The 25,666-nt window shown below is 41.0% G+C and carries 22 protein-coding genes and 1 other annotated feature; of the genes, 10 read left to right on the top strand and 12 right to left on the bottom strand.

The genetic code is table 11. From position 1 onward, the window contains the following. Positions 1-52 precede the first annotated feature (52 nt). Both ytfJ and NSS60_RS03080 read right to left on the bottom strand, forming a co-directional pair. Entirely contained in the window at positions 53-481 is a 429-nt protein-coding gene (gene ytfJ / locus NSS60_RS03085; RefSeq protein WP_064214060.1) for a GerW family sporulation protein, read from the bottom strand. 38 nt (positions 482-519) lie between these two features. Further along, positions 520-1,131, bottom strand: a complete 612-nt coding sequence (locus tag NSS60_RS03080; RefSeq protein ID WP_192951025.1) for a DUF2953 domain-containing protein — start codon at positions 1,129-1,131, stop codon at positions 520-522. A gap of 125 nt (positions 1,132-1,256) precedes the next feature. Here NSS60_RS03080 and NSS60_RS03075 point away from each other — a divergent pair, with 125 nt between their 5' ends. Both NSS60_RS03075 and NSS60_RS03070 read left to right on the top strand, forming a co-directional pair. After that, positions 1,257-2,060 carry an NAD kinase gene (locus tag NSS60_RS03075; protein WP_021093760.1) on the top strand — a complete coding sequence of 268 codons (804 nt, stop codon included), beginning with the start codon at positions 1,257-1,259 and terminating at the stop codon, positions 2,058-2,060. Between the two features lie 160 nt (positions 2,061-2,220). Beyond that, positions 2,221-2,394: a hypothetical protein gene (locus NSS60_RS03070; RefSeq protein WP_004889018.1), complete on the top strand. Its 174-nt coding sequence runs from the start codon at positions 2,221-2,223 to the stop codon at positions 2,392-2,394. Between the two features lie 271 nt (positions 2,395-2,665). On the opposite strand, the gene NSS60_RS03065 is transcribed toward NSS60_RS03070, so the two are convergent. The 4 genes from NSS60_RS03065 to NSS60_RS03050 form a co-directional block, all read right to left on the bottom strand. Continuing rightward, positions 2,666-2,857 (bottom strand): alpha/beta-type small acid-soluble spore protein, encoded by a 192-nt coding sequence (locus NSS60_RS03065; protein WP_004889017.1) that lies wholly within the window; start codon positions 2,855-2,857, stop codon positions 2,666-2,668. A 62-nt stretch (positions 2,858-2,919) separates the two neighbouring features. Beyond that, a complete protein-coding gene (gene thiI / locus NSS60_RS03060; RefSeq protein WP_004889016.1) occupies positions 2,920-4,113 on the bottom strand; it encodes a tRNA uracil 4-sulfurtransferase ThiI in 1,194 nt (397 codons plus the stop codon). After that, positions 4,110-5,261 carry a cysteine desulfurase family protein gene (locus tag NSS60_RS03055; RefSeq protein WP_004889015.1) on the bottom strand — a complete coding sequence of 384 codons (1,152 nt, stop codon included), beginning with the start codon at positions 5,259-5,261 and terminating at the stop codon, positions 4,110-4,112. The genes thiI and NSS60_RS03055 overlap by 4 nt, the downstream gene beginning before the upstream one ends. Before the next feature lie 217 nt (positions 5,262-5,478). Next, on the bottom strand, positions 5,479-6,828 hold the full coding sequence (locus tag NSS60_RS03050) for an ISLre2 family transposase (RefSeq protein WP_088223306.1): 1,350 nt from the start codon (positions 6,826-6,828) through the stop codon (positions 5,479-5,481). Between the two features lie 260 nt (positions 6,829-7,088). Between NSS60_RS03050 and brnQ the strand changes: the two genes are divergently transcribed. Continuing rightward, positions 7,089-8,417, top strand: a complete 1,329-nt coding sequence (gene brnQ, locus NSS60_RS03045) for a branched-chain amino acid transport system II carrier protein (protein ID WP_004889014.1) — start codon at positions 7,089-7,091, stop codon at positions 8,415-8,417. A gap of 22 nt (positions 8,418-8,439) precedes the next feature. Here the strand turns inward: brnQ and ezrA are convergent, their stop codons facing one another. Beyond that, positions 8,440-10,131 (bottom strand): septation ring formation regulator EzrA, encoded by a 1,692-nt coding sequence (gene ezrA / locus NSS60_RS03040; protein ID WP_128356582.1) that lies wholly within the window; start codon positions 10,129-10,131, stop codon positions 8,440-8,442. Positions 10,132-10,294: 163 nt separating this feature from the next. Between ezrA and hisJ the strand changes: the two genes are divergently transcribed. Both hisJ and NSS60_RS03030 read left to right on the top strand, forming a co-directional pair. After that, entirely contained in the window at positions 10,295-11,083 is a 789-nt protein-coding gene (gene hisJ / locus NSS60_RS03035; protein ID WP_004889012.1) for a histidinol-phosphatase HisJ, read from the top strand. 13 nt (positions 11,084-11,096) lie between these two features. Further along, positions 11,097-11,582: a GAF domain-containing protein gene (locus tag NSS60_RS03030; protein ID WP_064214278.1), complete on the top strand. Its 486-nt coding sequence runs from the start codon at positions 11,097-11,099 to the stop codon at positions 11,580-11,582. A gap of 33 nt (positions 11,583-11,615) precedes the next feature. Here NSS60_RS03030 and NSS60_RS03025 read toward each other — a convergent pair whose 3' ends face one another. Next, positions 11,616-13,463 (bottom strand): sensor domain-containing diguanylate cyclase, encoded by a 1,848-nt coding sequence (locus NSS60_RS03025; protein ID WP_340720624.1) that lies wholly within the window; start codon positions 13,461-13,463, stop codon positions 11,616-11,618. Positions 13,464-13,843: 380 nt separating this feature from the next. Between NSS60_RS03025 and rpsD the strand changes: the two genes are divergently transcribed. Then, positions 13,844-14,446: a 30S ribosomal protein S4 gene (rpsD, locus tag NSS60_RS03020; protein ID WP_003398030.1), complete on the top strand. Its 603-nt coding sequence runs from the start codon at positions 13,844-13,846 to the stop codon at positions 14,444-14,446. Between the two features lie 37 nt (positions 14,447-14,483). Here the strand turns inward: rpsD and tyrS are convergent, their stop codons facing one another. Beyond that, positions 14,484-15,743: a tyrosine--tRNA ligase gene (gene tyrS, locus NSS60_RS03015; protein ID WP_064214279.1), complete on the bottom strand. Its 1,260-nt coding sequence runs from the start codon at positions 15,741-15,743 to the stop codon at positions 14,484-14,486. Between the two features lie 51 nt (positions 15,744-15,794). Beyond that, positions 15,795-16,019 (bottom strand) — a binding site (T-box leader). Positions 16,020-16,157: 138 nt separating this feature from the next. Here tyrS and NSS60_RS03010 point away from each other — a divergent pair. Further along, positions 16,158-18,971, top strand: a complete 2,814-nt coding sequence (locus NSS60_RS03010) for a transglycosylase domain-containing protein (RefSeq protein ID WP_004889007.1) — start codon at positions 16,158-16,160, stop codon at positions 18,969-18,971. A gap of 25 nt (positions 18,972-18,996) precedes the next feature. On the opposite strand, the gene acsA is transcribed toward NSS60_RS03010, so the two are convergent. Beyond that, on the bottom strand, positions 18,997-20,715 hold the full coding sequence (gene acsA / locus NSS60_RS03005) for an acetate--CoA ligase (RefSeq protein WP_035019132.1): 1,719 nt from the start codon (positions 20,713-20,715) through the stop codon (positions 18,997-18,999). A gap of 167 nt (positions 20,716-20,882) precedes the next feature. On the opposite strand from acsA, the gene NSS60_RS03000 reads away from it, so the two are divergent. Genes NSS60_RS03000 through NSS60_RS02990 form a run of 3 tightly spaced genes read left to right on the top strand, consistent with a single transcriptional unit; the run spans position 20,883 to position 23,348 of the window. Further along, positions 20,883-21,515: a GNAT family N-acetyltransferase gene (locus NSS60_RS03000; RefSeq protein WP_004889005.1), complete on the top strand. Its 633-nt coding sequence runs from the start codon at positions 20,883-20,885 to the stop codon at positions 21,513-21,515. A 19-nt stretch (positions 21,516-21,534) separates the two neighbouring features. Further along, complete coding sequence (locus NSS60_RS02995) at positions 21,535-22,179, top strand: acetoin utilization AcuB family protein (protein ID WP_004889004.1); 645 nt, start codon at positions 21,535-21,537, stop codon at positions 22,177-22,179. Further along, entirely contained in the window at positions 22,176-23,348 is a 1,173-nt protein-coding gene (locus NSS60_RS02990) for an acetoin utilization protein AcuC (protein ID WP_004889003.1), read from the top strand. The genes NSS60_RS02995 and NSS60_RS02990 overlap by 4 nt, the downstream gene beginning before the upstream one ends. A 72-nt stretch (positions 23,349-23,420) precedes the next feature. Here the strand turns inward: NSS60_RS02990 and ccpA are convergent, their stop codons facing one another. Continuing rightward, the gene (gene ccpA / locus NSS60_RS02985; RefSeq protein WP_064214280.1) at positions 23,421-24,419 is read right to left on the bottom strand and encodes a catabolite control protein A; all 999 of its coding nucleotides are present in this window, start codon (positions 24,417-24,419) and stop codon (positions 23,421-23,423) included. 149 nt (positions 24,420-24,568) lie between these two features. Beyond that, on the bottom strand, positions 24,569-25,651 hold the full coding sequence (locus NSS60_RS02980) for a bifunctional 3-deoxy-7-phosphoheptulonate synthase/chorismate mutase (RefSeq protein WP_004889001.1): 1,083 nt from the start codon (positions 25,649-25,651) through the stop codon (positions 24,569-24,571). Positions 25,652-25,666: the final 15 nt, after the last annotated feature.

The following is a 25,666-nucleotide window of genomic DNA, read 5'->3' as shown; positions in this document are numbered from 1 at the left end:
ACAGGCTCATCATAACGTAATTAGATGAAAAATTCAATTATTTCGATTGATACTAAATATCAAAGTCTGGCGCTCCGTTATGTTGTTGCTTCGACTTTTCTTTTTTCTCAAACATATGCTGGATCTTTTCAATCGCTTGTGGAGCTAAATCTAAAATTTTCTCGTATAAGTGTGTGCTTTCGTCCACATGCAACAATTTCACACCGGAACTGTTAACAATTAAAAAAGCAATCGGTGTGATCGATACTCCGCCACCACTTCCTCCACCAAACGGATGTGCTTCTTTTTGTTGTTCGTTTCCATTGTTTAATATAAACTCACTACCGCCTGCAGCGAAGCCAAATCCGACTTTTGAAACAGTTAAAATGACACTTCCATCAGGTGTTTCGACAGGATCACCAATAATTGTATTGACATCGATCATTTCTTTTAAATTTTCCATCGCTGTCGTCATTAATCCTTCAATTGGATGTCCACTCATTTTCATTCCTCCTAACAACTGTCCACATCATTTGTGACTCACATGTCTTTTTTCCAATGTTTAACGACCTTCAGTCCTGCTAATATAGCATAACCGATTCGAAATCGGATCATACATGTAAACGACGTACGTGATACTGCTCCTTGAAAAAAAGGAACGATAGAAATGGAAGGAGTGATACAAACGTTCATATATTTACTTATCATTGCCACCACATAATATTTTACCGACCATCCGACCCCGACAAACACGGCGGTTTTTGCCGCGTCACCGACACCTATTTGTGTGTGCCATTGAAACTGTAAAACCGACACATGTTGCAAAAACTTTTTCATGATTGTATGTAAATGAACGATTTGGTTTAGCCATTGTTTCAATTGCGCTAGAAGTTCGCGAGCGTCGGTGACAGTAAACGTTGTTTTTTCGTCTTTTCCTGTCGTTGTTTTTTGCTCTGTCACTACTCCAGCTTCCTTTTTCGATATTTCAATGAGCGGAACAACAAATCGGTAATGAAATATGCGAAGGATACGAACATCAATGGTGAATTGATCATTATCTTGTGCATGTTGAAATTGAATCGTCATGTATACATGTAAAAAAGGAATGAACGTTAAGAAGGCAACAAAGATGATGGCAATAATAAAAATCATCGGTTTTTCACTTCCTTCCCGATGACATTTTCGACAAAAACGAGCAAAATTAAACGAATAAATTCGCAATGAATGGAAAATAAATGATAAAATAAACGTGAGGACATTTTAACGGAGGGAAAACGATGACTGAACGCCGCAATCGCATGTATTTCTTTCATAAACATGATGACGAAACGACAAAACAAGTACAACCACTTATTGCCCTTGCTAAACAGTATGAATTTGAAGTCGTCGATGATGCAAAACATGCAAACATTATTGTGAGCATCGGGGGAGATGGAACGTTTTTACAAGCAGTCAGAAAAACAGGTTTTCGTGATGATTGCTTATATGCCGGCATTTCAACATTAGGCACATTAAGTATGTATTGTGATTTTCATATTCACGATACAGAAAAAATGATTGAAGCAATGACAACAGAACAAATTGAGGTGCGTAAATATCCAACGATTTATGTCACAGTCAACGACTCGACATCATTTTATTGTTTGAATGAATGTTCGATTCGTTCAAGCATTATTAAAACGTTTGTGATGGACGTATTTATTGACAACTTGCATTTCGAAACATTCCGTGGAGATGGAATGATCATTGCTACACCTACAGGAAGTACCGCCTACAATAAATCGGTTAATGGGGCAGTCGTCGATCCGATGCTCCCTTGCTTTCAGGTAAGCGAATTAGCGTCGTTGAACAATAACCGTTATCGCACTCTCGGCTCATCATTTATTTTAAGCGGAAATCGCAAATTAACATTAAAAGTTGTACAAGATGGCAACGATTATCCGATTATCGGGATGGATAATGAAGCGTTAAGTATTCAACATATCGAAAAAATTGATATTGCATTAAGCGGAAAAGTCATTAAAACAGTCAAATTAAAAGATAATTCATTTTGGGAAAAAGTAAAACGAACATTTTTGTAAAAAGAGGCATTTCGCCTCTTTTTACCATTTTCTTTGATCAACGAGGCAGCGATTCGATGATGTATAAAATTTTGTGTAAAGCATTTTACTAGACCAAAAGAAAAAAGGTAGGGTATTCTCTGATTGGACCAAAAATCTTAGAGAAAGGAGTACCCTACCTATGTCTAAAAGAAGTATACCGAATGTCGACTGGGCAAATCAACTGGAAAGTGTCATTCGTCAGTTTGTGAAGGAAAAATTAGAACTGAATGAGAAATGGGCAGGGCGAAAGTTGCGAGGATTTGCCGAAGCACATGAAGCCCTCGAGCGAATGTTTGAAGAACGTTACAATTAACCATATATTGTAAACAAAATAAGGGGATTCTCCCTTTCCCCACAGGAGACTGAATATCCAGTCTTATGTGTAGAGGAAATATCCCCCCTCTATTCTAAATCCATTTCAGAGATACCCTACCCCATTTACATTACACAAAATTCTTGACGCTACCCCGTATGATACAAAAAAATTATACAAAAAAATCGAATAATTTTGTATAACTTTTCTAAAAATTTTTACAAAATAAAAAACTCGGTAGGGTCAACTACCGAGTTTTGTCACCTAACATTTATTTTTGGCTACTCAATTGTTGTTCTGCCATTTTCACGAGGCGTTTCGTCATCTCGCCACCGACAGAACCGTTTGCTCGCGCAGTTGTATCTGGGCCTAACTGCACGCCAAACTCTTGAGCGATTTCATATTTCATTTGGTCAATCGCTTGTTGCACACCAGGGACGAGCAATCGATTTCGATTTGCCATTTGTCTTCACCCCCTTGTAACCATAGGTTGTGCAAAACAAATGGACTCTATGCATCTCCTCGTTAAAATAGCTCGTCCAATGGTTGATCTGGTTTCAATGTAATCGTTTCGACGCGAGCAACTGTTTCAGCAATCATCTCATCTAAAGGTAAAAATTGTTCATATTGGATTACCTTCTCTTTTTTCGGCTTCGTTTTTGGTGCTTTTGGCGTAAAAATTGTACAGCAATCTTCATACGGTCGAATCGAAATATGATGTGTACCAATTCGCTCAGCGATCGCAATAATTTCCGTTTTATCCATCGAAATAAGCGGACGAAGAATTGGTGTCGTTGTCACATCGTTGACAACAACCATACTTTCAAGTGTTTGACTAGCAACTTGTCCTAAACTTTCTCCTGTCACGATCGCCAGTCCGTTTTGTTTTTTACGAATTTCATCTGTAATGCGCAACATCGCACGCCGCGTAGCGATCAACGAATAATTTTCCGGCACTTGTTTATAAATGGCTTGTTGCAACTCCGTAAACGGTACAATATGAAGACGAATCGTACCACCAAATTCCGTTAAACGCTGCGCTAAGTCGATCACTTTTTGCTTTGCTCGCTCACTTGTGAATGGGGGGCTAAAAAAGTGAACAGCCTCAATTTGCAAGCCTCGCTTCATTGCCAAATATCCAGCTACTGGACTATCAATTCCACCAGAAAGCATAAGCATCGCTTTCCCACTCGTTCCAACAGGTAAACCACCCGCTCCTGGTACGTCATATGCAGTAATGTACGTTCCTTCCTTTCGTACTTCAACACGAACGTCAATGTCTGGATGATGGACGTCGACCGTTAAGCCCGTTGTGTTTTTCAGCACATAACTACCGAGCTCATAGTTTAATTCATTTGTTGTGATCGGAAATTGTTTATCTGCTCTTCTTGCTGATATTTTGAATGTTTTCCCTTCGTATGGAAATTGTTTCACGAAAAATAATGTTGCTTCTTTTATTTTTTGCAAGTCGTTCTCTGTCTTTAATGCCAAACTTAACGATTGAATACCGAACACTTCTTGCAATTTTTCGATGACAGGTTGCGGTGGTGTATGATGTAGTCGAATGTACATCCGATCGCGCAACGCTTCAATTTGAAGGTTCGGAAAATGTTTCAATTTTTTTGCTATATTTCGTTTTAAACATCGTACAAATTGTAAACGATTTTTTCCTTTTGTCGACATTTCACCGTAACGAATTACAATATGATCATACGTCATTTCGTTCCCCTCGCTACTATTTTTAATCGTTCATATGCTTGCTCAATGGCTTCAATAATGATTGGGACATGCTCCATTTGTTGTTCGTATGATAAACTTATGCGAATCGAACGCTCCGCCCGCGTTTTTTCGATTCCCATCGCTAACAATGTTTTACTTGGCGCTTTTTTACGGGATGAACAAGCTGATGTTGTCGATACGTATATATGTTGCTTTTCTAATTCATGAACAAACGTTTCTGATTTTATTCCTTCTAGTGAAAAATGAATAATATGTGGAGCTGATTGTTCAAATGGCGTGTGAACACGAATACCTTCAATCGTTTGTAAGCGTTCGATGAGCGCTCGTTTCATTTTCTCAAGTCGATCATATGCCTCATGATACTTTTCCACCGATAATCGTAACGCTTTCGCCATCGCAACAATAGCAGCGACATTTTCTGTTCCTGAGCGCAATTGCATTTCTTGTGCCCCTCCCGATAAAAGCGGAGAAAGGCGCACACCTTCGCGAACGTACAAAACTCCTGCTCCTTTTAATCCATGAAATTTATGAGCAGATATCGTATATAAATCAACGTTTGCCTGTTTCAAATGAAGTGGTACTTTCGCTGCACCTTGCACTCCATCAACGTGAAACAACACTTTCGGATATTTTTTCAACATCGAACCAATTTGTTCAATCGGTTGAATAGAGCCTACTTCGTTATTTACATGCATGACAGAAACGAGAATTGTATCATCACGCAACGCTTGTTCAATATGTGTTGGAGAAACGATACCACGTTCATCAACAGGTACATATGTAACTTGAAAACCGAGTTGTTCTAGCTGTCTGCACGCCTCGGTGACAGATGGGTGTTCAATCGCTGTTGTAATGATGTGGCGGCCGCGCTGCTGATGTTGCCAAGCCGCACCTTTAATGGCTAAATTGTTTCCTTCCGTCCCACCTGATGTAAAAATCACTTCGGTCGGCTTCACCTCGAGCAAACGTGCGATTTGTTCTCTCGCTTGCGTGAGCAGTCGCTCGGCTTGCATACCTAGTCCGTGTAGCGAAGACGGATTGCCAAAATAATCGCTCGCGACTTTTAAAAAAGATTGTAGCACTTCTGGAAACGGTTTTGTTGTGGAACTATTATCTAAGTACATCATCGCGCTAGCCTCCATTACCTTCGTATACAAACAGCCTTCTTATATTATCACATCTTTATTCAAAAAGGAAATAATCAAAGAATATTGTTTGAGTCAAGACTTTGTGGGAGATTTTTTTCTCGACCGATTTTTTTGGTTATATATGGTTTTATAAAATCGTTATATGTAAGCGCTTTTACTTACTCTCATCCTGTAGGTATGTGCGTTTTCTCTCGTTTTAAAAACCTTTCAATGCTTGCAATGCCTCGTAAATCGGTGTCCCTGAAGATTGGCGAAGGTATGGGATGTTATCTCGTACCACTTCTGTCATTTGCGTTTGCACGCGCTTCAGTGCCTTTTTCACGATCGTTTCTCGTTTCGTTTCTTCTCGTTCTTCCACGCCATACATCACTCCATCGCGTGTCCGAATGAGTAACGTATCTTTTATCGCGACGATCGCTCGCAACATCGCTTCAATCCCTGCATCCCTCCAACTTCGACCGTTTTTACTTCGTTTCGCAAACACATGCATCGTTCCTTCCGCACTCCCCATCGCCCTCATGTTTGTCGTGTCAATCCCTTTTTCCTTCAACCATACGCGATAGTCACGCAAACATCCTGGCATCTCCTCGATTCGACGAACAAGCGCCTCGAGTTGCTTTTCCTTCTCCTCATGTTCTAACGTACCGATGGCACTTGTGAGTTCTCGTAACACACCTTCTTCATCCCATGATGCTAACTTCTTTCGAATCACCCGATATCTCGCATGACCTCGGAACAATTGACGAATCTCTCTTGCCACATGGAACCGATCAAGCTGAAAGTACCCCCTGTCCCCGAAATATTCTCGACACGCTGTAATCCATGGGGCTCCATCTCCATTGATGACCACCCAATCCTCAAACGGATCATAGCTGTATTCCTTCATCAGAAAATTCTCTACAGCTTCCCAAATCGGTTCATTCGTTTGATGAACCATATACCGTCGATTCACTAAGGATACGCGTTTCCCGTTTTTCTCCCATCCTTGGTGAATCGTGATGATCTTTTCTTCTTTTCCTTTGATGCGGCTTCGTTGACGTTTCACGTACAACCCGTCTGCTTCGATAAAAAACACGCGCCCTTTTTTCTCCATCGCACGGTGCCCTTCCACCTCTGCCTCGATGATGGACTGGCGAATCGTTTCGTGACTCATACATGCATACCCCACCAGCTTTTCAAGCGACTGCGCAGCCTGTCGATACGAAGAACCCGTCACGGCGAGATGAATCGCTGTCTCCTCTAATAGCGGACTCACTCCATGCGCCCCATCGAACTGGAGAAAGACATCGAGTAAAGACGTATACACCTTTTTTTCACGGTCAAAGTAGTAGTTTCGCTTCACTTCCACCTCTCCAAATAGCGTTTGGAGTCGGATCGTCCGCTTATCTTTGAGCGCATATCGTTTCTTGTCCCGCTGTTCTGCCAATGTGCGGTCGATCTCCTCCAACACCTGTTGAAGGAGATGACCATATTGTTTTTGCATATGTCTAAATAAAGACTGTTCGATCTCTTTTAATGTCAAGCCGTTTGTGATATAATCCTGCATGGGCTCCACTCCTTTCTTTGGTTGTATTTTTTTTCGCACTTACTACCTTACCAGGAGGAGAGCCCGTTTTTCATCTATTTTGCTTACATATCTGACAGGTTCCTTATTATACCAAATCAGGAACCTGTCTTTTTTTCTCCCACAAACATTTTACTCATACAAGAATATTTTAAAGATTGAAACTTTTGATAAAAACGACAAAATTTTTATTTTGTATGGTAGTATATATGCTGGTACGGAGAAAACAAAGGAGGATCAGCATGTCGAAAAAAGATTTAATAGCTGTCGGTTTTATGTTATTTGCTTTATTTTTTGGCGCTGGTAACATGATTTTCCCTCCAGCTCTCGGGCAAGCAGCAGGGGAAAACATGTGGCTTGCCATCGCAGGTTTTTTAATTACCGGTGTCGGATTGCCAGTTTTAGCAGTAATCGCGATTGCAAGAACAGGGAACGACTTGCAACAATTAGCTAGCCGAGCACATCCAGTATTTGGTATCATCTTTACAATCGTTATGTATTTAGCCATCGGTCCGTTTTTTGGTATTCCACGAACAGGTACGGCATCATTTGAAATTGGTGTGACACCATTTTTACCTGAAACTGTCGATCGATCCGTCATGTTAGCGGTGTATACTGTTGTTTATTTTAGCATATCCCTTTGGTTAGCGTTAAACCCTTCGAAATTAGTTGACCGAATTGGCAAGTTGTTAACACCTCTTTTACTCATCGGTCTTACTTTATTTTTTGTCAAAAGCATATGGACGCCTATGGGAGACATTCAACCGCCAACGGATGCATATACAGACGCCCCATTTTTTAAAGGGTTTGTTGACGGGTACTTAACGATGGATGCCATCGCAGCACTCGTTTTTGGTATCATCGTCATTCAAGCCATTCAACAAAAAGGAATTACAAATAAAAAACAATTAACGAAGCTTTGTATTCAGGCCGGGTTCGTGGCTGCTTCTGGATTAACGCTCGTGTATGTATCGCTCGCTTTTATTGGAGCATCGAGCGTACAAGCGATCGGTTATCGCAATAACGGCGGCGAAATCATTAGTCAAACAGCGACCTATTTATTCGGTCAAGCGGGTACAATCATTTTATCGATCATCATTATGCTTGCGTGCTTAACGACATCAGTTGGTTTATTATCTTCTTGCGCAAGTTATTTTTCGAAAATTTCGCCAAAGCTTTCCTATCGAATGCTCGCCATTGTTATGAGCTGCTTTAGCGCATTCACCGCAAATGTCGGTTTAACGAAACTCATTTCGTTATCCGTTCCTGTGCTTATTATTATTTATCCATTAGCCATTACCCTCGTCGCCCTATCGTTTCTCCATGACTATTTCAGGGGAAAACAAACCGTTTACATCGGGGCGCTCGCTGGTACGTTTCTCGTCAGCATCGTTGACGGACTGAAGGCAGCAGGATTTGATGTATCGTCCATCTTACATGTATACGAAAAAACATTGCCGCTCTTTGAACAAGGGATCGGCTGGCTTACACCAGCACTCATTGGCGGGGTCATCGGTTTATTACTAAACAAAACAAATCGTGTCACACGTACCGAAAGAAAAGTAAGTTAAAAACGAGTGAAAGGACATCCTTTCACTCGTTTTCTTTTAGCCACTGGCGGATGCGTTCGAACGCCCCTTCTTCGACTTGTTCTACCGCAGCGATGGCTTTTTGTAACGCCAGTTCGTATTCGTATCGTCGGAATAGTTGTTCCGCTTCCTCTAATCCCGCATTTACCGCATGAAAACGGCGACGATAGCGGTTGCCGTATTGAATCACACTCTCCGCTAATTGAGCTTGCTCAATCATTTCTTTCGTTTGATCATATACGTTTTGCACGGAAACAGTTGCCTCATCCAACGCTTGATGAACAGCTTCCATATTTAACGGTTTCCCATCTAGCGTAAGCGATACGCGCGTTAAACTTTCACGCGCCTCGCTTACTTGCAACATATAAGATTCTGGCAACCCAGGAAGTTTGCTTTTTTTCACGAGTCGAATCGCTTCAGACAATTGTTTTTTCATTTCTGCTAACTTTTCGCGCGCCGCTAGCTCGTCTTTGCGTAACGCATATAAATGCTCGCGAAACTGGGCATGCTTCTCTTTTACTGTAGCAATTTGCGCTAAAATTTCTTCAAGCTCTTCACGAATAAGCGAGTAAGCTAAACGCTCCTCGGCCATCTTCGTTTGGATGAGCATAAAACGTTTCATTAGTTGTTGTACTTGCTTCTCGATTTGTCGATATTTATCTAAGTCGCTTTGCGATAAATGATAGCTTTGTTGCACAAATAATGTTTCATCACGCGTTTCTTTCGTTTCTTCTTCCAAATCGTAAAGCGTTTGTTCAATTTTCTCCGTTTCTTCATGGACAAAACGTTCTGCATATACTTCTTTCTCTAACAAATCGTACAGCGTGTCCACATCTTCTTGCACCTCACGAAGCAGTTTTTCTGCTTCATCTACAGCAAGTGTTTCTAACAACGCAAGCACTTCCGATACTTTTCCACGGATCGCTTCCACTTCTTTTTCCACCGGAAGATGGTCAAGCACATACCCTTTTTCTAACAGTTCACGATATCCCTCGACAATGTTGTCGAGTTGCGCAGGGATTTCAATTTGTGCGTCGCTTAATAAAAGCGGAATTTGTTCAATAAAACGGTTCAATTCATGTAGCTCGTTTTGAATAACCACTACGACTTCGCGAGCAGCCAAATAATTCCCTTCCGTTGTTAACTGTTCAAATGTCTGGAATTGGTTTTGAAGAGCATTTAATCGCTCCTCAAGCGCAACTTCTGTGCAACCAAATGCATGACGTTGAGTAAGCATCGCTTTTTTTACTTGACGATACTTTTCCTTCAGTTGCTCAATTTCTTCTCGATTTTTCTCTTCGCTTCCGACTAATTCTTGCAACTCTAATAAAATACGTTGAATGTTCCCTTCAATTTCTCGTAGTTGTTGCTCCGTTTGACGTAACGCCTCTTTTGCTTTCATAAATCGGTATTTGACAACCGCTTCCTCAATGTCGAACAACTTTTCCTCTATATTCGGAAGCTGAACAGCAACAATATCGTCCCACTCATTTCGCCATTTTTCAAACAGCTGCTCTGTTTCCCCCATCATATTTAACGACTTAATTTTAGACAGTTCCTCTGGCACAGGTCGATTCATCAAGGAAATTTTCCATTGTTCTAATTCGTCAATTTGTTTATATAAACGTTTTCGATGCACATATGTATATGTAAGTCCTCCGATGACGAGGAGCGCACTAATCGCTACAAATTCCATAATGGGCCTCCTTGTTGTCAATCTTTCTTTTTTTATGGAGAAGGCATTTTCTTTTCAATGATTTTATGATACCATGTTAGCAACATTTTTTGAGCAAAAATTTTAATTTTTTTCCTAAAAAACGTGATTTTTGTCGAAGTTTGCGCCTAAAGGAGTGACTAATGTGCGCGATGGACATATTCATACACCTTTCTGTCCCCACGGAAGCAAAGATGCGCTACATGAATATATTGAAAAGGCTATTTCGCTCGGCTATACAGACATTTCATTCACCGAGCACGCACCGCTTCCAAAAGGATTTATAGACCCAACCCCTTACCAAGATAGTGCAATGAAAGAAGAGCAACTAGCGTCGTACGTATCCATTTTACAATCATTAAAAAAACAGTACGAAAGACATATTCGTATTCGCATCGGATTAGAAGTTGATTTCATTCTCGGATATGAACAAAAAACGAAGGAGTTTTTAAATGAAATTGGTCCACAATTAGATGACAGCATTTTATCTGTTCATTTTTTACACGTTGACGATCAATACATGTGTATCGATTATAGTGAAGACATGTTTGGCGACATCGTTACATCGTTTGGTTGCATTGAACGAGTGTACGATGCATATTATCGTACTGTTTTAGCTTCTGTTGTAGCCGATTTAGGGGTGCACAAACCAAAACGCATCGGACATATAACACTCGTCCGCAAGTTTCATCGCGCATATCCGTGTGAATACGATGCAACAAACATCATCGCACACATTCTCGATGAAATGAAAAATCGTCAACTTGAGCTTGATTATAACGGCGCTGGCGCAGTAAAACCGCTTTGTTTAGAGCCATATCCACCTCATTGGGTAGTCAAGGAAGCCGTCAAACGCGGCATCCCTCTTGTGTATGGCTCAGATGCCCACTCGGTCGCTGGCCTTCACCAAGGAATTGAACATATGCTGATATAGAGGGGTGAAATACATGTTTCATACGCAAACATACACAGGGACAAGAGAGGAAAATTATACACTTGTCATCGAACAACTGAAAGCGTTAATTTCAGATGAAAAAAATGTTGTAGCGAACTTAGCGAACGCTTCCGCTTTATTGAATTATTTTTTGCACGATATTAATTGGGTCGGTTTTTATATAGCCGAAGGAAACGAACTCGTTCTCGGGCCGTTTCAAGGGTTACCGGCTTGCGTGCGCATTCCGTTCGGCAAAGGGGTATGTGGAACGGCCGCTGCTGAAAAGCGCACAGTACGTGTTGCCGATGTTCACACGTTCCCAGGTCATATCGCCTGCGACGCAGCGTCCCAATCTGAAATTGTCGTTCCCATGATCAAAGACGGTCACGTTATCGGTGTGCTCGATATTGACAGCCCGATCAAAAATCGCTTTGATGAAATAGATGAACAATATTTACAACGTTTTGTTGAAACGCTCGTTCGCTACCTTGACATATAAGAAAGAGGCCGATGAATAGGGCCTCTTTCTTGTTTAATATTCTTGAACAACGACGCGGTTTTTTCCTGTCCGTTTCGCTGTATATAACGCTTCATCAGCGCGATTAAATAGCTCCTTGACCGAGTCAGCGCGATTTTTTTTCCAATACGATACTCCACATGAGATCGTCACAGGAGGGTTTGTTAATTCACGCACTTTTTGTACGAGACGATTCGCAATAGATAAACCAGCGTTAACAGATACTTTTGGTAAATAAATGGCGAGTTCTTCTCCTCCCCATCGAGCACCAATATCGTTTTGGCGAATGTTTGCTTTAATAATGTTTGCCACTTGAATAATAATTTCGTCACCTACTTGATGCCCGTACGTGTCGTTTACTTTTTTGAAGTTATCAATGTCTATTAAAATAAACGTACCTAATCCATCCTCTTCCATCGAACGTTGGATGCGTTCATCTAAGTAATGACGTGCGTATAAATTCGTTAACCGATCGGTAATGACCATCCGTTCAAGTTCTTCACGCAACGCTGCATTTGTGAACGCCAATGTCGAGTGATGAATAAGCGACTGCAACAATTTAAACATATCAAACGAAAAATGATACGCCTCTTGATGCAATACGATCGCTACTCCCTTCATCATCCCGCGCATCATCGGCACAGCCATAAGCGAGCGGAAGCGTTTCGTATGATCACTATGAATTTTTACATCACCTAAAAATAACGTATCACGTGGATGTTGAATACGATGAAAAACGAAATCTACATATGCCTTGGCTTCACGTGATTGGAAAAAAGGCGTACTTCCCGGAAGCACTTTTCGTTCTTTTTCTTGCAAAATAACAAATCCAACTTCCTCTGCATCAAATGATGTTTTTATTTTTTCAATCATAAACTGTAATGCATCTTGGAAACGTAAATTCGTATTTAAATGGTGAATCGTTTCATTAATGAGTTGTAAATCAGCAATTAATCGTTTCGATTGTTCGTATAATTTCGCGTTTTCTAATGCGCTACCAGCCGTATTCGCCAACAAAGAAATAAACCGCATTTCCCGTTCAGACAACTCCATAATTGTCGGGGCAATCATTTCAATGACGCCATAAATCCCTTGTGCTCCTTTAATCGGAGCATAAATGACAGACTTTTTATGGACAAGCGAATTGTGGAACTGAATTTGCCCCGTCACGTACGCCTGCATTGCTCCCATATGCTCATCTTCATTTTCAAATGTGAGCAATTTAATCGGCAAATCGCGGTTCGTCGTGCTATCATACGATAAAAACAAATGGCACGTAAATGTTGGATATACTTCTTTTAATGTTTTTACAATTTCTTCAAGCACATCCCCGATATTCATAGAAGCATGAATTTTTGTTGCTGCTCGATGCAACTGTTCATATCGCTTTTCTTCACTTAATACTTCAGACACTTTACGAATACGAGCAAACACTTTTAAAAAGTCGTGCTTCACTTGTTTAATAAAATGTTTTGTCATCATATCCCGCTCATGAATTTTGAAACGAACGAGTCCGCACGAATCTTCTGAAAAAACTACGCCAAATTGAATCGTCTTGACTTCACTTTCGTCATCAATGATAACAATATCGTCGAACTGCTTTTTTAACTGATCATCAAATGGAATCGTATATTGTTCTCGTTGCTGTTCGATCGTACAGTCTGTCGTCACTTCAGGCTCAAAAGCATGTTTAAACGGGTTAAGTACGTAAAAGGTGACATCTAACAAATGAAACTCTTTTTGCAATAAGGTGATGAGCGCTTGAATGATGCGAGGTAAATCGGTAAAATCTTCTTCACTTAAAAACCAATCAAAAAACTTTTGTTTAAATATTGCGTATTGATCGCGCTCTTGAACGTTCATTTTTTTCACTCACCCGCACATACTTCCTCTCTTTATGTGTAAAAAACATATAAATAAAAAAATGAGAGTTTCTGTAATATCCCTAAAGCTTAAGACCTATTAACTATATCATACCATAATCCTTATTACAAAGACCATACAAAAATGATTGACTCAGACGCAAAAAAAAACTATAATAGCCTTTGTGTAAAATATTGCAGCCTTTGTGCTCACATTTGTATGTCCATTTTGTTCCCCTTAGAGACGTGCGTCTCTAATTGGAGGCTGTATCGTGTAACTCTCAGCTGCTAGGGCGAGGATACATGAAAACAAAATGGCGATAAATGGTGAGGCACGACTGTTTTTATTTTACCAAAAATAAAAACAAAGGAGGAGCATTTATGGCTCGTTATACAGGTCCAACATGGAAAATTTCTCGCCGCCTTGGCATTTCATTAAGCGGCACTGGTAAAGAATTGCAAAAACGTCCTTACCCACCAGGTCAACATGGTCCAGGACAACGTAAAAAATTATCTGAATATGGCATGCAACTTCAAGAGAAGCAAAAGCTTCGCCATATGTACGGTGTCAATGAACGTCAATTCCGTAAAACGTTCGAAGAAGCAGGAAAAATGGCTGGTAAGCACGGTGAAAACTTCATGATTTTACTTGAGTCCCGTTTAGACAACCTTGTTTACCGTTTAGGTTTTGCGCGCACTCGCCGTCAAGCTCGCCAATTAGTAAACCATGGTCACATTTTAGTTGACGGCAACCGTGTGGATATCCCATCTTATCGCGTGAAACCAGGTCAAACAATTTCTGTTCGCGAAAAGTCTCGCAACCTTCAAATTATTAAAGAAGCGCTTGAAGTGAACAACTTCGTACCTGACTATTTGACACTTGACGCAGACAAATTAGAAGGTACTTACACTCGCTTACCAGAGCGTTCTGAATTACCTGCTGAAATTAACGAAGCATTAATCGTTGAGTTCTACTCTCGTTAATAAAAAAATCCTCTCTGCCAAAGCAGAGAGGACTTTTTTATGCGTAACGAATTAAATAATATTTTTTCTTACCGCGCCGAATAATTGTAAAGCGACCTTCAATACGATTTGCGTCTGTCATGACTTTATTCACATCTTGCACACGTTCACCATTGACATAAATGGCCCCATTTGTAACATCCTCACGAGCTTGACGCTTCGATGGGCAAATACCGCTTGCTACAAGTAAATCAACAAGCGCTATCTCCTGTTCTTCGCATACATACGATGGTACATCTTTAAACCCTTGTTCAATTTCATCCGCTGTTAGTTTGGCTACATCTCCGCTAAAGAGCGCTTCAGAAATGTTGATCGCCTGCTGCAACGCTTCTTCCCCATGAACAAGGCGTGTCATCTCAGCAGCTAACGCTTTTTGCGCTGCACGTTTTTCCGGTGCTTCAGCCGTTTGTCTTTCCAATTCGATAATTTCTTCATGGGATAAAAACGTAAAGTATTTTAAATATTTCACAACATCACGATCATCAGTGTTAATCCAAAATTGATAGAACTCATATGGCGACGTTTTATCAGCATCAAGCCATACTGCCCCACCTTCTGTTTTTCCAAATTTTGTTCCATCTGCTTTCGTTACGAGCGGAACGGTTAATCCAAACACTTTCGCATCTTCTTCTGTTTTCCGAATGAGCTCTAATCCTGCTGTAATGTTTCCCCATTGGTCACTGCCACCTACTTGCAACTTACATCCATACATTTCATATAGTTTGAGGAAATCGTACGCTTGTAAAATCATATAACTAAATTCTGTAAATGAAATCCCTGCTTCTAATCGCGATTGGACTGATTCTTTTGCGAGCATGTAGTTAATCCCAAAGTTTTTCCCAACATCGCGCAAAAATGTAATGACATCAAGCGAACCAATCCATTCATAGTTATTTGCAATAATGGCTGGATTGTCGACTTTCTCAAAATCTAAAAAACGGCTTAGCTGTTGTTTAATTCGCTCACTGTAATAAGCGACTGTCTCTTTTTCATTTAATTTTCGCTCTGTTTTCTTTCCGCTTGGGTCTCCAATGAGTCCTGTTGCCCCACCGACGAGCGCAATCGGTTGATGCCCTGCTTGTTGAAAACGACGCAACATTAAGATCGGAAGCAAGTGACCGATGTGCAAACTATCCGCCGTCGGATCAAAACCACAATATACTTTTACGCTTTCTTCTGCCAACAACGCTTTCAATCCATCTTCATCTGTCATCTGATTAATTAAACCACGAAATTGTAAGTCTTGAAGCAAATCCATCTCAACCATCCTTTCTGTTTTAGATTCAAACAAAAAAACTCGTCCTTCACATGAAGGGACGAGTTTATGTCGCGGTACCACCCTACTTAGAGAACGCCTATGTTCTCTCACTTCATTGCCATAACGGTCGACACCGTCTTTTGCTACTTGGCACACGCCGTTCGCAAAAGATGCTCCCGGAGGTAATTCATGCTCATCTATGCGCTAGTTCGCACCAACCACTAGCTCTCTGTTCGCAGGGAGATAAGCACTACTCGTTCCGCTCATCGCTCGATTATTTACATGTCAGTATATCCTCTTTTATCATAAAACGCCAACTGTTGTCAAGATCTTCAAACAAATTTAGACATTTACCGATATGAAAAGACAAATTATGATATAATAATGAAAATATAATACAGATGGGAGGTCACTATGTCAGAAAAACAAGTGCGATTCTCATGGCAAAAACTATGGCGTCATTTTACGATCACATACGAAGTCGTCTGGAACGTATGTTTAATTATATTCATCGTAAGTTTATGTGCGTTCAGCTTTGCTTTCGGTGTCGGGGCAGGATATTTCGCCTCGCTCGTGAAAGATGCCAAACCGATTCCATACAAAGAAATGAAAAAAGATATTTATAACTATGAAGAAACAACACATATTTACTTCGCCAATCGCGAATATCTCGGCTATTTTCGTTCAGACCTAGAACGCGATGAAGTCAAACTTTCGCAAGTTTCCCCTTATTTCATTCAAGCCGTCATTGCGACGGAAGATGAACATTTTTATGAACATAAAGGGGTTGTACCAAAAGCTATTATACGTGCCATTTTTCAAGAAGCAACAAATTCCTCTACACGTAGTGGAGGAAGTACATTAACACAGCAACTTGTAAAAAATCAAATTTTAACGAGCGAAGTGTCATTTGAGCGCAAAGCAAAAGAAGTGTTACTTGCTTTACGCCTTGAGAAATTTTTTACGAAAGATGAAATTTTAGAAGCCTACATTAACGTTGTAACGTTTGGACGAAACGCATCCGGACGAAATATTGCTGGCGTTCAAGCTGCCGCAAAAGGCGTTTTCGGTGTTGATGCAAAAGAATTAACATTGCCGCAAGCTGCATTTTTAGCAGGATTGCCACAAAGTCCGTTTCGCTATACGCCGTTTACAAGCAAAGGGGAGTTGAAAAACGATTTATCCCCAGCGTTAAATCGGATGAAAACTGTATTATCGCGCATGAAAAAAGCAGGGTATATTTCAAAAGAGCAGTATGAGGAAGCGATTGCATACGACATTACGAAAGATTTTGTTTCTTCCTTACCTTCTCCAATAGAGAAATACCCGTGGTTAACGTTTGAAATTGAGCGTCGTGCAAAAGACATTTTCGTTGATTTACTAGCTAAAAAAGATGGCTATGAACGGCAAGATGTGCGTTTGAACGATCAACTATATATGGAATATGCGGAAAAGGCTGAAAAACAATTACGACAAAACGGTTACACGATTTACACAACGATCGACAAAGATATATATGAGCGCATGCAAGCAATCGTAGAAAAATATCCTTACTTTGGAAGCGATACAGTCGTGCGCAAAAAGGACGAAAAAACAGGACAAATCATTTCCGTTCGTCAGCCGGTAGAAGTGGGGGCTATGCTCATCGAAAACAAAACAGGTCGCATCATTAGCTTTGTTGGAGGAAGAGATTATAAACGCGAGCAGCTAAATCACGCTACACAAGCATATCGCTCAAACGGATCAACGATGAAGCCGCTTCTTGTTTATGCACCAGCAATGGAAATGGGGATCGTTCAGCCGGGGTCCGTTATTCCAGATGTCGCGTTGGAAATCCCAACGAAACAAGGTCCGTACCGACCGAAAAACGCGGATGGAAAAACGCATGGCTTAACATCCGTACGTCATGCGTTGAAAAAGTCGTATAACATTCCTGCTATTCGGACGTATGCGCGCATCATCGAGCAACGCCCCATTTCCTATTTAGAAAAAATGGGCTTCACGAGTTTAACAACGGGAGATGGAAGCAACTTAGCGCTTGCGCTTGGCGGATTGACAAAAGGGGTAACGATTGAAGAGAACGTAAACGCATACGCAACATTTGCTAATGGCGGAACGTTTATCGATGCGTACTTAATCGAAAAAATTGTCGATAAAAACGGAAATGTCGTATACGAGCATGAAACAAAGCCGGTAGAAGTATTTTCGCCACAAACGGCCTATTTAACGATTGATATGATGCGCGACGTCATTCGCTCCGGCACGGCCGCCTTTTTAAATGGCAAGCTGAAATTTTCGGCCGATTGGGCGGGAAAAACAGGAACGGGTCAAAATACGAAAGATGCATGGTTTGTAGCAACAAATCCAAATGTCACGTTTGGCATTTGGATGGGATACGATACACCGAAATCGCTCGAAAAAAATTATAAAGGGTTATCATATTCGCAAAGAAACTTATTGTTATGGGCACAGTTAATGAATGGGGCATATGATATTCGCCCAGAACTCATTGCGCCAAAAGAGCGATTCCGCATGCCTGGCGGAATTGTTAAACGTTCGTATTGTGCTATTTCTGGGTTACTTCCATCAGAGACGTGTAAACGATTTGGACTGATAGAAACTGACTTGTTTAATACCGCATTTGTGCCAAAACAAGAAGATCGGTACTTAATCAACGGTACTTTCGTTGAACTAAACGGGGAACGATACGTTGCCTTGCCGACAACACCAAAAGAATTTACAAAAGAAGGGGTCATGATTGACACTTCGTTGCTTGAACAATGGGGAATTCAACATATAAAAGATATGAGCCAACTGCTTCCTCGAAACGACAAGTGGAAACATGTATTTGTAGCAAAAACACTTCAAGAAAACGGTAAAAAACCAGATCCGCTTGCAGTGCAACAAAAAGGAGCAACGCTCGTCTGGGGCGAACATCACGAACAAGACGTCATTGGTTATCGCGTATATTACACAGCATCAGAAACAGCACCGTTTCAAGTCATCGCAACAATACGTAGAGGAGAACAAAAAAGCATACCGTTAAAACAAGGAATATATTATGTTACTGCTGTCGACATCGCTGGATTGGAATCAAATCCGTCAAATATCGTTCGCATGCTGCCTGCTACACCACCTGAGCAATCAACCGATGAACAACCGATAGACATACCGACCGAAGAGCAACCGATAGACATACCGACCGAAGAGCAACCATCAACTAATTAAAAAAATCGGGCCGAGCCCGATTTTTTTAATCTTCCATTGTTGATAAGTCACCTGTCGGTAAGTTTAGCTCCCAAGCTTTTAAGACGCGACGCATAATTTTTCCACTTCTCGTTTTTGGAAGTTTGTCACGAAACTCGATTTCACGCGGTGCGGCATGTGCTGCTAAGCCTTTTTTCACAAAGTTACGAATATCTTCTTTTAACTCTTCTGACGGCTCGTACCCCTCGCGTAAAGCTACAAACGCTTTAATAATTTCACCGCGCACTGGATCCGGTTTTCCGATGACACCTGCTTCTGCAACAGCTGGATGTTCAACGAGCTTGCTTTCTACTTCAAACGGACCGACACGCTCTCCTGCTGTCATAATGACGTCATCAATTCGTCCCTGGAACCAAAAATATCCGTCCTCATCCATATACGCAGAATCACCAGACACATACCAATCACCAGGCAAGAAATACGATTCGTATTTTTGCGGATTGTTCCAAATGGCGCGCATCATTGATGGCCAACCTTTTTTAATCGCCAAATTGCCCATACGATACGGTGGCAATTCATTTCCTTGATCGTCAACGATCGCTGCTTTGACTCCTGGAATCGGTTTCCCCATTGATCCTGGTTTAATTTCCATACACGGATAGTTGCAAATGAGTTGTGCTCCTGTTTCTGTCATCCACCATGTATCGTGAATGCGACGATTAAATACTTTCATTCCCCAGCGCACGACTTCTGGATTGAGCGGTTCACCGACACTTAAAATATGGCGAAGTGAACGCAAATCATATTTTTTCACAAGCTCGTCCCCAGCACCCATTAACATGCGGAATGCTGTCGGTGCACTATACCATACTGTCACACCATAGTCTTCAATCGTTTTGTACCACGCTTCTGGGTTAAATCGCCCCCCTACAATGACGTTTGATGCTCCGCAAAGCCACGGACCGAAAATACCATATGATGTTCCCGTTACCCAACCTGGGTCAGCTGTGCACCAATATACATCGTCCTCTTTTAAGTCTAACACCCATTTTGCTGTTTGATAATGTTGGATCATGGCATTATGCACGTGCAATACACCTTTTGGTTTTCCGGTTGAACCAGATGTATAATGTAAAATGAGACCGTCCTCACGTCCGACCCACTCAATATCGAAATGTTTGCTTGCGGCATTCATCCGTTTTTTCAAATCAAAAAATGGGCCTTCTTCTTTCACGTCATCTCCGACTAAAAATACGTATTTTAATGCCGGCAACTCATTTACCGGTACACGCGGTAACAGTTCAGGCGTCGTAATAATGACCTTCGCTTCGCTATCTTCTAAACGGTCACGCACAGCCCCTTCCATGAACGCTTCAAAAAGCGGCCCAACAATTGCACCAAGTTTAATTGCACCAAGCACAGAGAAATATAATTCTGGTGAACGAGGCATAAAAATAAAGACACGGTCGCCTTTTTCAACATCAGCTACTTCTTTTAATACGTTAGCTACTTTATTTGAAAACTCTTTCATTTCTTTAAACGTATACTTTTCTTCTCTTGTCGCATCACGATAATAAAGAGCTACTTTGTTTTTTCGAAACGTTTCCGCATGGCGATCGATCGCTTCGTACGCCATGTTTACTTTCCCGGTTTCATACCATGAAAAATGTTTTTCTGCTTCAGACCAGTCAAACGTTTGATACGTTTCTTCATAGTTTTTCAAGTTAAAATCCCCTTGAATGACTGGTAGCGCTTCCACTTTAATCATCCCAAACTCCCCCTTGTTTGAAGTCTTTACACTCGTATTATATTATACTATAAATGATTTCTCAATTTTAAAAAAATTTTCATTTATGTTTATTATGAAAACGATTTAATTTTTATTTTTTTATGTATAATTGAAATGAGATCATTTCAGTAGGCGGTGGGGCAATGGAGCATAAAAAAACATATAACGCAAAACAGTTAAAAACACCGAAAGGAACGTTAATTATTGAGGGGCCGATTTCTCCCGAAAAACTAGCTAGTTATGAATTTCATCACGATTTAACAGCATTTCGTCAGCCGCATCAACAACATCAAGCGCTCATTGAAATTGCTGGCCTTCCAGAAGGACGAATTATTATTGCTCGCCACGGTCATACGATCGTTGGCTACGTGACCTTTTTATATCCCGACCCGCTAGAAAGATGGTCGCAAGGGAAGATGGAAAATTTAATCGAACTTGGTGCAATTGAAGTTATCCCAGACTTTCGAGGCTACGGTGTCGGAAAAAATTTGTTGAAAGTTGCCATGATGGATGATGCGATGGAAGATTACATCATTATTACAACAGAATACTATTGGCATTGGGATTTAAAACGAACGGGTTTAAACGTATGGGAATATCGAAAAGTAATGGAGAAAATGATGAACGCAGGTGGACTCGTCTGGTACGCAACGGACGATCCAGAAATTTGTTCACATCCAGCTAATTGTTTAATGGCTCGAATCGGAAAACGCGTCGATCAGCAATCTATTCAAAAATTTGACCAATTACGCTTTATGAACCGCTTCATGTATTAAAAACAAAGGGGATGGGGAAATGATTGTCGAACAAATGATGAAAACGGATGTCATTGCACTAAAGCCGTCAAACACAATCGCTGACGCACTAAATATTGTTAAGCAAAAAAATATTCGACATTTACCGATTGTTGATGATGAATATCGTGTTGTTGGTATCGTTACGGATCGCGATTTGCGCGATGCAAGTCCATCGATTTTCCATGCAAATGAACATCTCGAAGATTTGCAAAAACCGTTAAGCACCATTATGAAAACAAACGTCATTACAGGACATCCACTTGATTTTGTCGAAGAGGTCGCGGCTTTGTTTTACGAACACCGCATTAGCTGCATGCCCATTGTCAAAGAAAATAAACTTGTCGGCATCATTACAGAAAGCGATTTGTTGTACACACTTGTGCAACTGACAGGGGCTCACCAACCTGGATCGCAAATCGAAATTAAAGTGCCGAATCGGGCAGGAATGTTAAGCGAAGTCGCTTCTGTTTTCCAAAAACGTAACATCAATATTTCAAGTGTTCTCATCTATCCTGATCAAAATGAAATGTATAAAGTACTTGTTTTTCGTATTCAAACGATGAACCCGATGGCGATTATTCATGATTTAAAGGCACAAGGATACGACGTTTTATGGCCGAACTTGCCGGGGGTTTCATCATGAGTAAAAACAGCGTATTCGTTTATTCCGATGCGTTTCAAACGTATAAATTCCATGATCGCCATCCATTTAATCAATTACGTGTCAAACTGACGTATGACCTGTTGCAAACGCTCGGTGCACTTCATGATTCACAAATTGTAGCACCACGTCTAGCAACAGACGAAGAGTTAGCACTTGTTCATGATACCGATTACATTGAAGCAGTAAAAAAAGCAGGAAGAGGACAACTGCCAGAAGAAGTTGCCCTCAATTATGGATTAGGTACAGAAGATACACCCATTTTTCCAAATATGCATGAAGCGAGCGCTCTTCTTGTTGGCGGAACATTAACAGCAGTTGATTACGTACTTTCCGGCAAGGCTGAGCATGCGCTCAGTTTGGGGGGAGGGCTCCATCATGGATTTCGTGGCAAAGCATCAGGTTTTTGCATCTACAATGATAGCTCTGTCGCCATTAAATATATGCAAGAAAAATACGGTGTCCGCGTTTTATATGTCGATACAGATGCGCATCATGGAGATGGGGTGCAATGGACGTTTTATGACGATCCAAATGTTTGTACATTTTCGATTCATGAAACAGGACGCTATTTATTTCCGGGAACAGGAAATGTGAATGAACGAGGACAAGGAAAAGGATATGGCTACTCTTTCAACATTCCCGTTGATGCGTTTACAGAAGATGAGTCGTGGTTAGCAGCATATACAGAAGCGCTGATCGAAATTGCTGACTTTTTCCGTCCGGACGTCATCTTGACTCAAAATGGAGTGGACGCACATTATTATGATCCATTAACACATTTGTGTACAACGATGCGTATTTATCGCGAAATTCCAAAAATCGCGCATCAAATCGCGCATCAATATTGCAACGGCCGTTGGATTGCGGTCGGAGGAGGAGGATATGACATTTGGCGCGTTGTTCCACGTGCATGGGCGTTATTATGGCTCGAAATGACAGAACAATCCGATATTTCTGGACGTTTACCGGAAGAATGGGTCGCTCGATGGCAACCTCATGCTCCTGTTTCTTTACCACTCGAATGGGATGATCCAGAAAACTTATATTCACCCATTCCGAGAAAAGCAGAAATTACAGAAAAAAATGCCCAAACGGTCATGAAAGCGCTCCACCCAATCCGAAGCAATAAACAACGGTTAAACTTATAACAAAATAACAAGGGTGTTCCGAAAGTAGCGAACACCCTTTTCTATGTTCGTACGCACAGTTAGCTGCGCCGCCTATTTTGTCGAATCGCGATATTCAATGCGATGCGGCAACACAACGATGTGATTGTCGACATGTTCTTTATTCATATATTTCGTTAATAAACGCATCGCCACCGCACCAATATCGTACATCGGTTGCACAACTGTCGTCAGCTTTGGACGAACCATGGTGGCTAAACGCGTATTATCAAAACCGACAACTTCTAACTCATCAGGAATGCGTACGCCGCGATCTTGCGCACCATGAATGACCCCGAGAGCCATTTCATCTGTTCCAACAAAGATCGCTGTTGGTCGCTCTGCAAGTTCGGCTAACTTGTCATACGCTTCGATGCCAGAGTCATATGTGTAATCCCCTTCAACAACAAGTTCATCATCATAAGCGATATTCGCTTCTTCTAACGCACGACGATAACCAGCTAATTTTTTTAATCCGTTAATTGGATCATTTAAAGGGCCTGTTACATAAGCAATGCGTTTATGTCCTTTTTCAATTAACATATGTACCGCATCATACGCTGCTTGCTCGTAGTCAATGTTGACGGACGGAATAATATTATTTTTTTCAATTGTGGCAGCTAATACGATCGGTACATCTGACTTTTTAAACTGCTCGACATGTTCTTCCGTTACGTCGCCACCCATAAATAAAATACCATCAACTTGTTTAGCGAGCATCGTGTTTAATAAATGCAATTCTTTTTCCTTATTTTGATCCGAGTTACTTAAAATGATGTTATACTTGTACATTGTTGCAATGTCTTCAATTCCGCGTGCCATTTCTGCAAAAAAGATGCTCGAAATATCCGGAATAATGACGCCAACTGTTGTCGTTTTTTTACTTGCTAATCCGCGCGCTACCGCATTCGGACGATAACCCAGCCGTTCAATCACTTCCAACACTTTTTTGCGCGTCGAAGGCTTTACATTTGGGTTCCCATTCACAACACGTGAAACGGTTGCCATCGACACGTTTGCTTCTCTTGCTACATCATAAATTGTTACATTCATCACATACACTCCTTTTTTACACTCTATATATCGAAAACTGTCGTACATCGCAATTTTATGTAAAATTATCATACGATAAATGATTGCCTAAGTGCAACGTTTTCACAAATAAATTCATAAGAAAAGCTGGTGACAATCACCAGCTTTTCTTATGCTTTGACAAATTGTTTTTGGAATGATTTTAATTCTTCCATAAACTCATTGAATTGATTAATATCCATTTGTTGTGCGGAATCAGATAACGCAACCGCAGGATCTGGATGTACTTCCGCCATGACCCCGTCTGCCCCGATGGCAAGCGCAGCTTTCGCGCAAGGTAAAAGTAAGTCACGACGTCCTGTTGAATGCGTTACATCGACAAAAACAGGCAAATGCGTTTCTTTTTTCAAAATCGGTACGGCTGAAATATCAAGCGTGTTGCGCGTCGCCTTTTCATATGTGCGGATGCCACGCTCGCATAAAATGATTTGCCCATTTCCTTGCGACATAATGTACTCCGCTGCATGAATAAACTCTTCGATCGTTGCAGCTAATCCCCGTTTTAATAATACCGGTTTATTCACTTGACCCGCGGCTTTTAACAACTCAAAGTTTTGCATATTGCGCGCTCCGATTTGAATAACGTCAATATAATCGAGCGCTGTTTCAATATCTGCTGGCGTTACAATTTCACTAATGACTGCTAAATCAAATTCATCTGCTACACGCTTTAAAATTTTCAATCCTTCTACACCAAGTCCTTGGAAGTCATACGGTGACGTACGCGGTTTGTAAGCGCCGCCGCGCAACAATTTTAAGCCGTGGCGTTTAATTGCTTGTGCGACTTCTGCTACTTGTTCATAGCTTTCAACCGCACATGGCCCCATAACGAAATATTGATTACCATCGCCGATTTTTTCCCCTTTTACATCGACAATCGTATCCTCCGGCTTTTTCTTTCTTGATACAAGCAATGCCTTTTTATGATCATCTTCTTGCAAATCGAGCCCTGCTTTAAAAATTTCTTTAAAAATATGTTTCAACGTCGCCGTATCAAACGGTCCGTCGTTATGTTCTAGAATTAAATCTAACATTTTTCTTTCACGAACAGGGTCATAAAAGTACGTCCCTTGAGCATCTTTAATTTTCCCAATTTCTTGAACAACACGTCCGCGTTCATTAATTAACTTTAACAGCTGTAAATTCAACTCATCAACCTTTGCTCTCAGCTCGTCTAATCTTTCGTTACTCATACATCTCATCCTTTC

This window comes from Anoxybacillus sp. FSL W8-0382 (assembly GCF_038003845.1).
Classification (GTDB): Bacteria; Bacillota; Bacilli; order Bacillales; family Anoxybacillaceae; genus Anoxybacillus; species Anoxybacillus flavithermus_G.
This window is presented reverse-complemented; position numbering and strand designations above follow the sequence as displayed.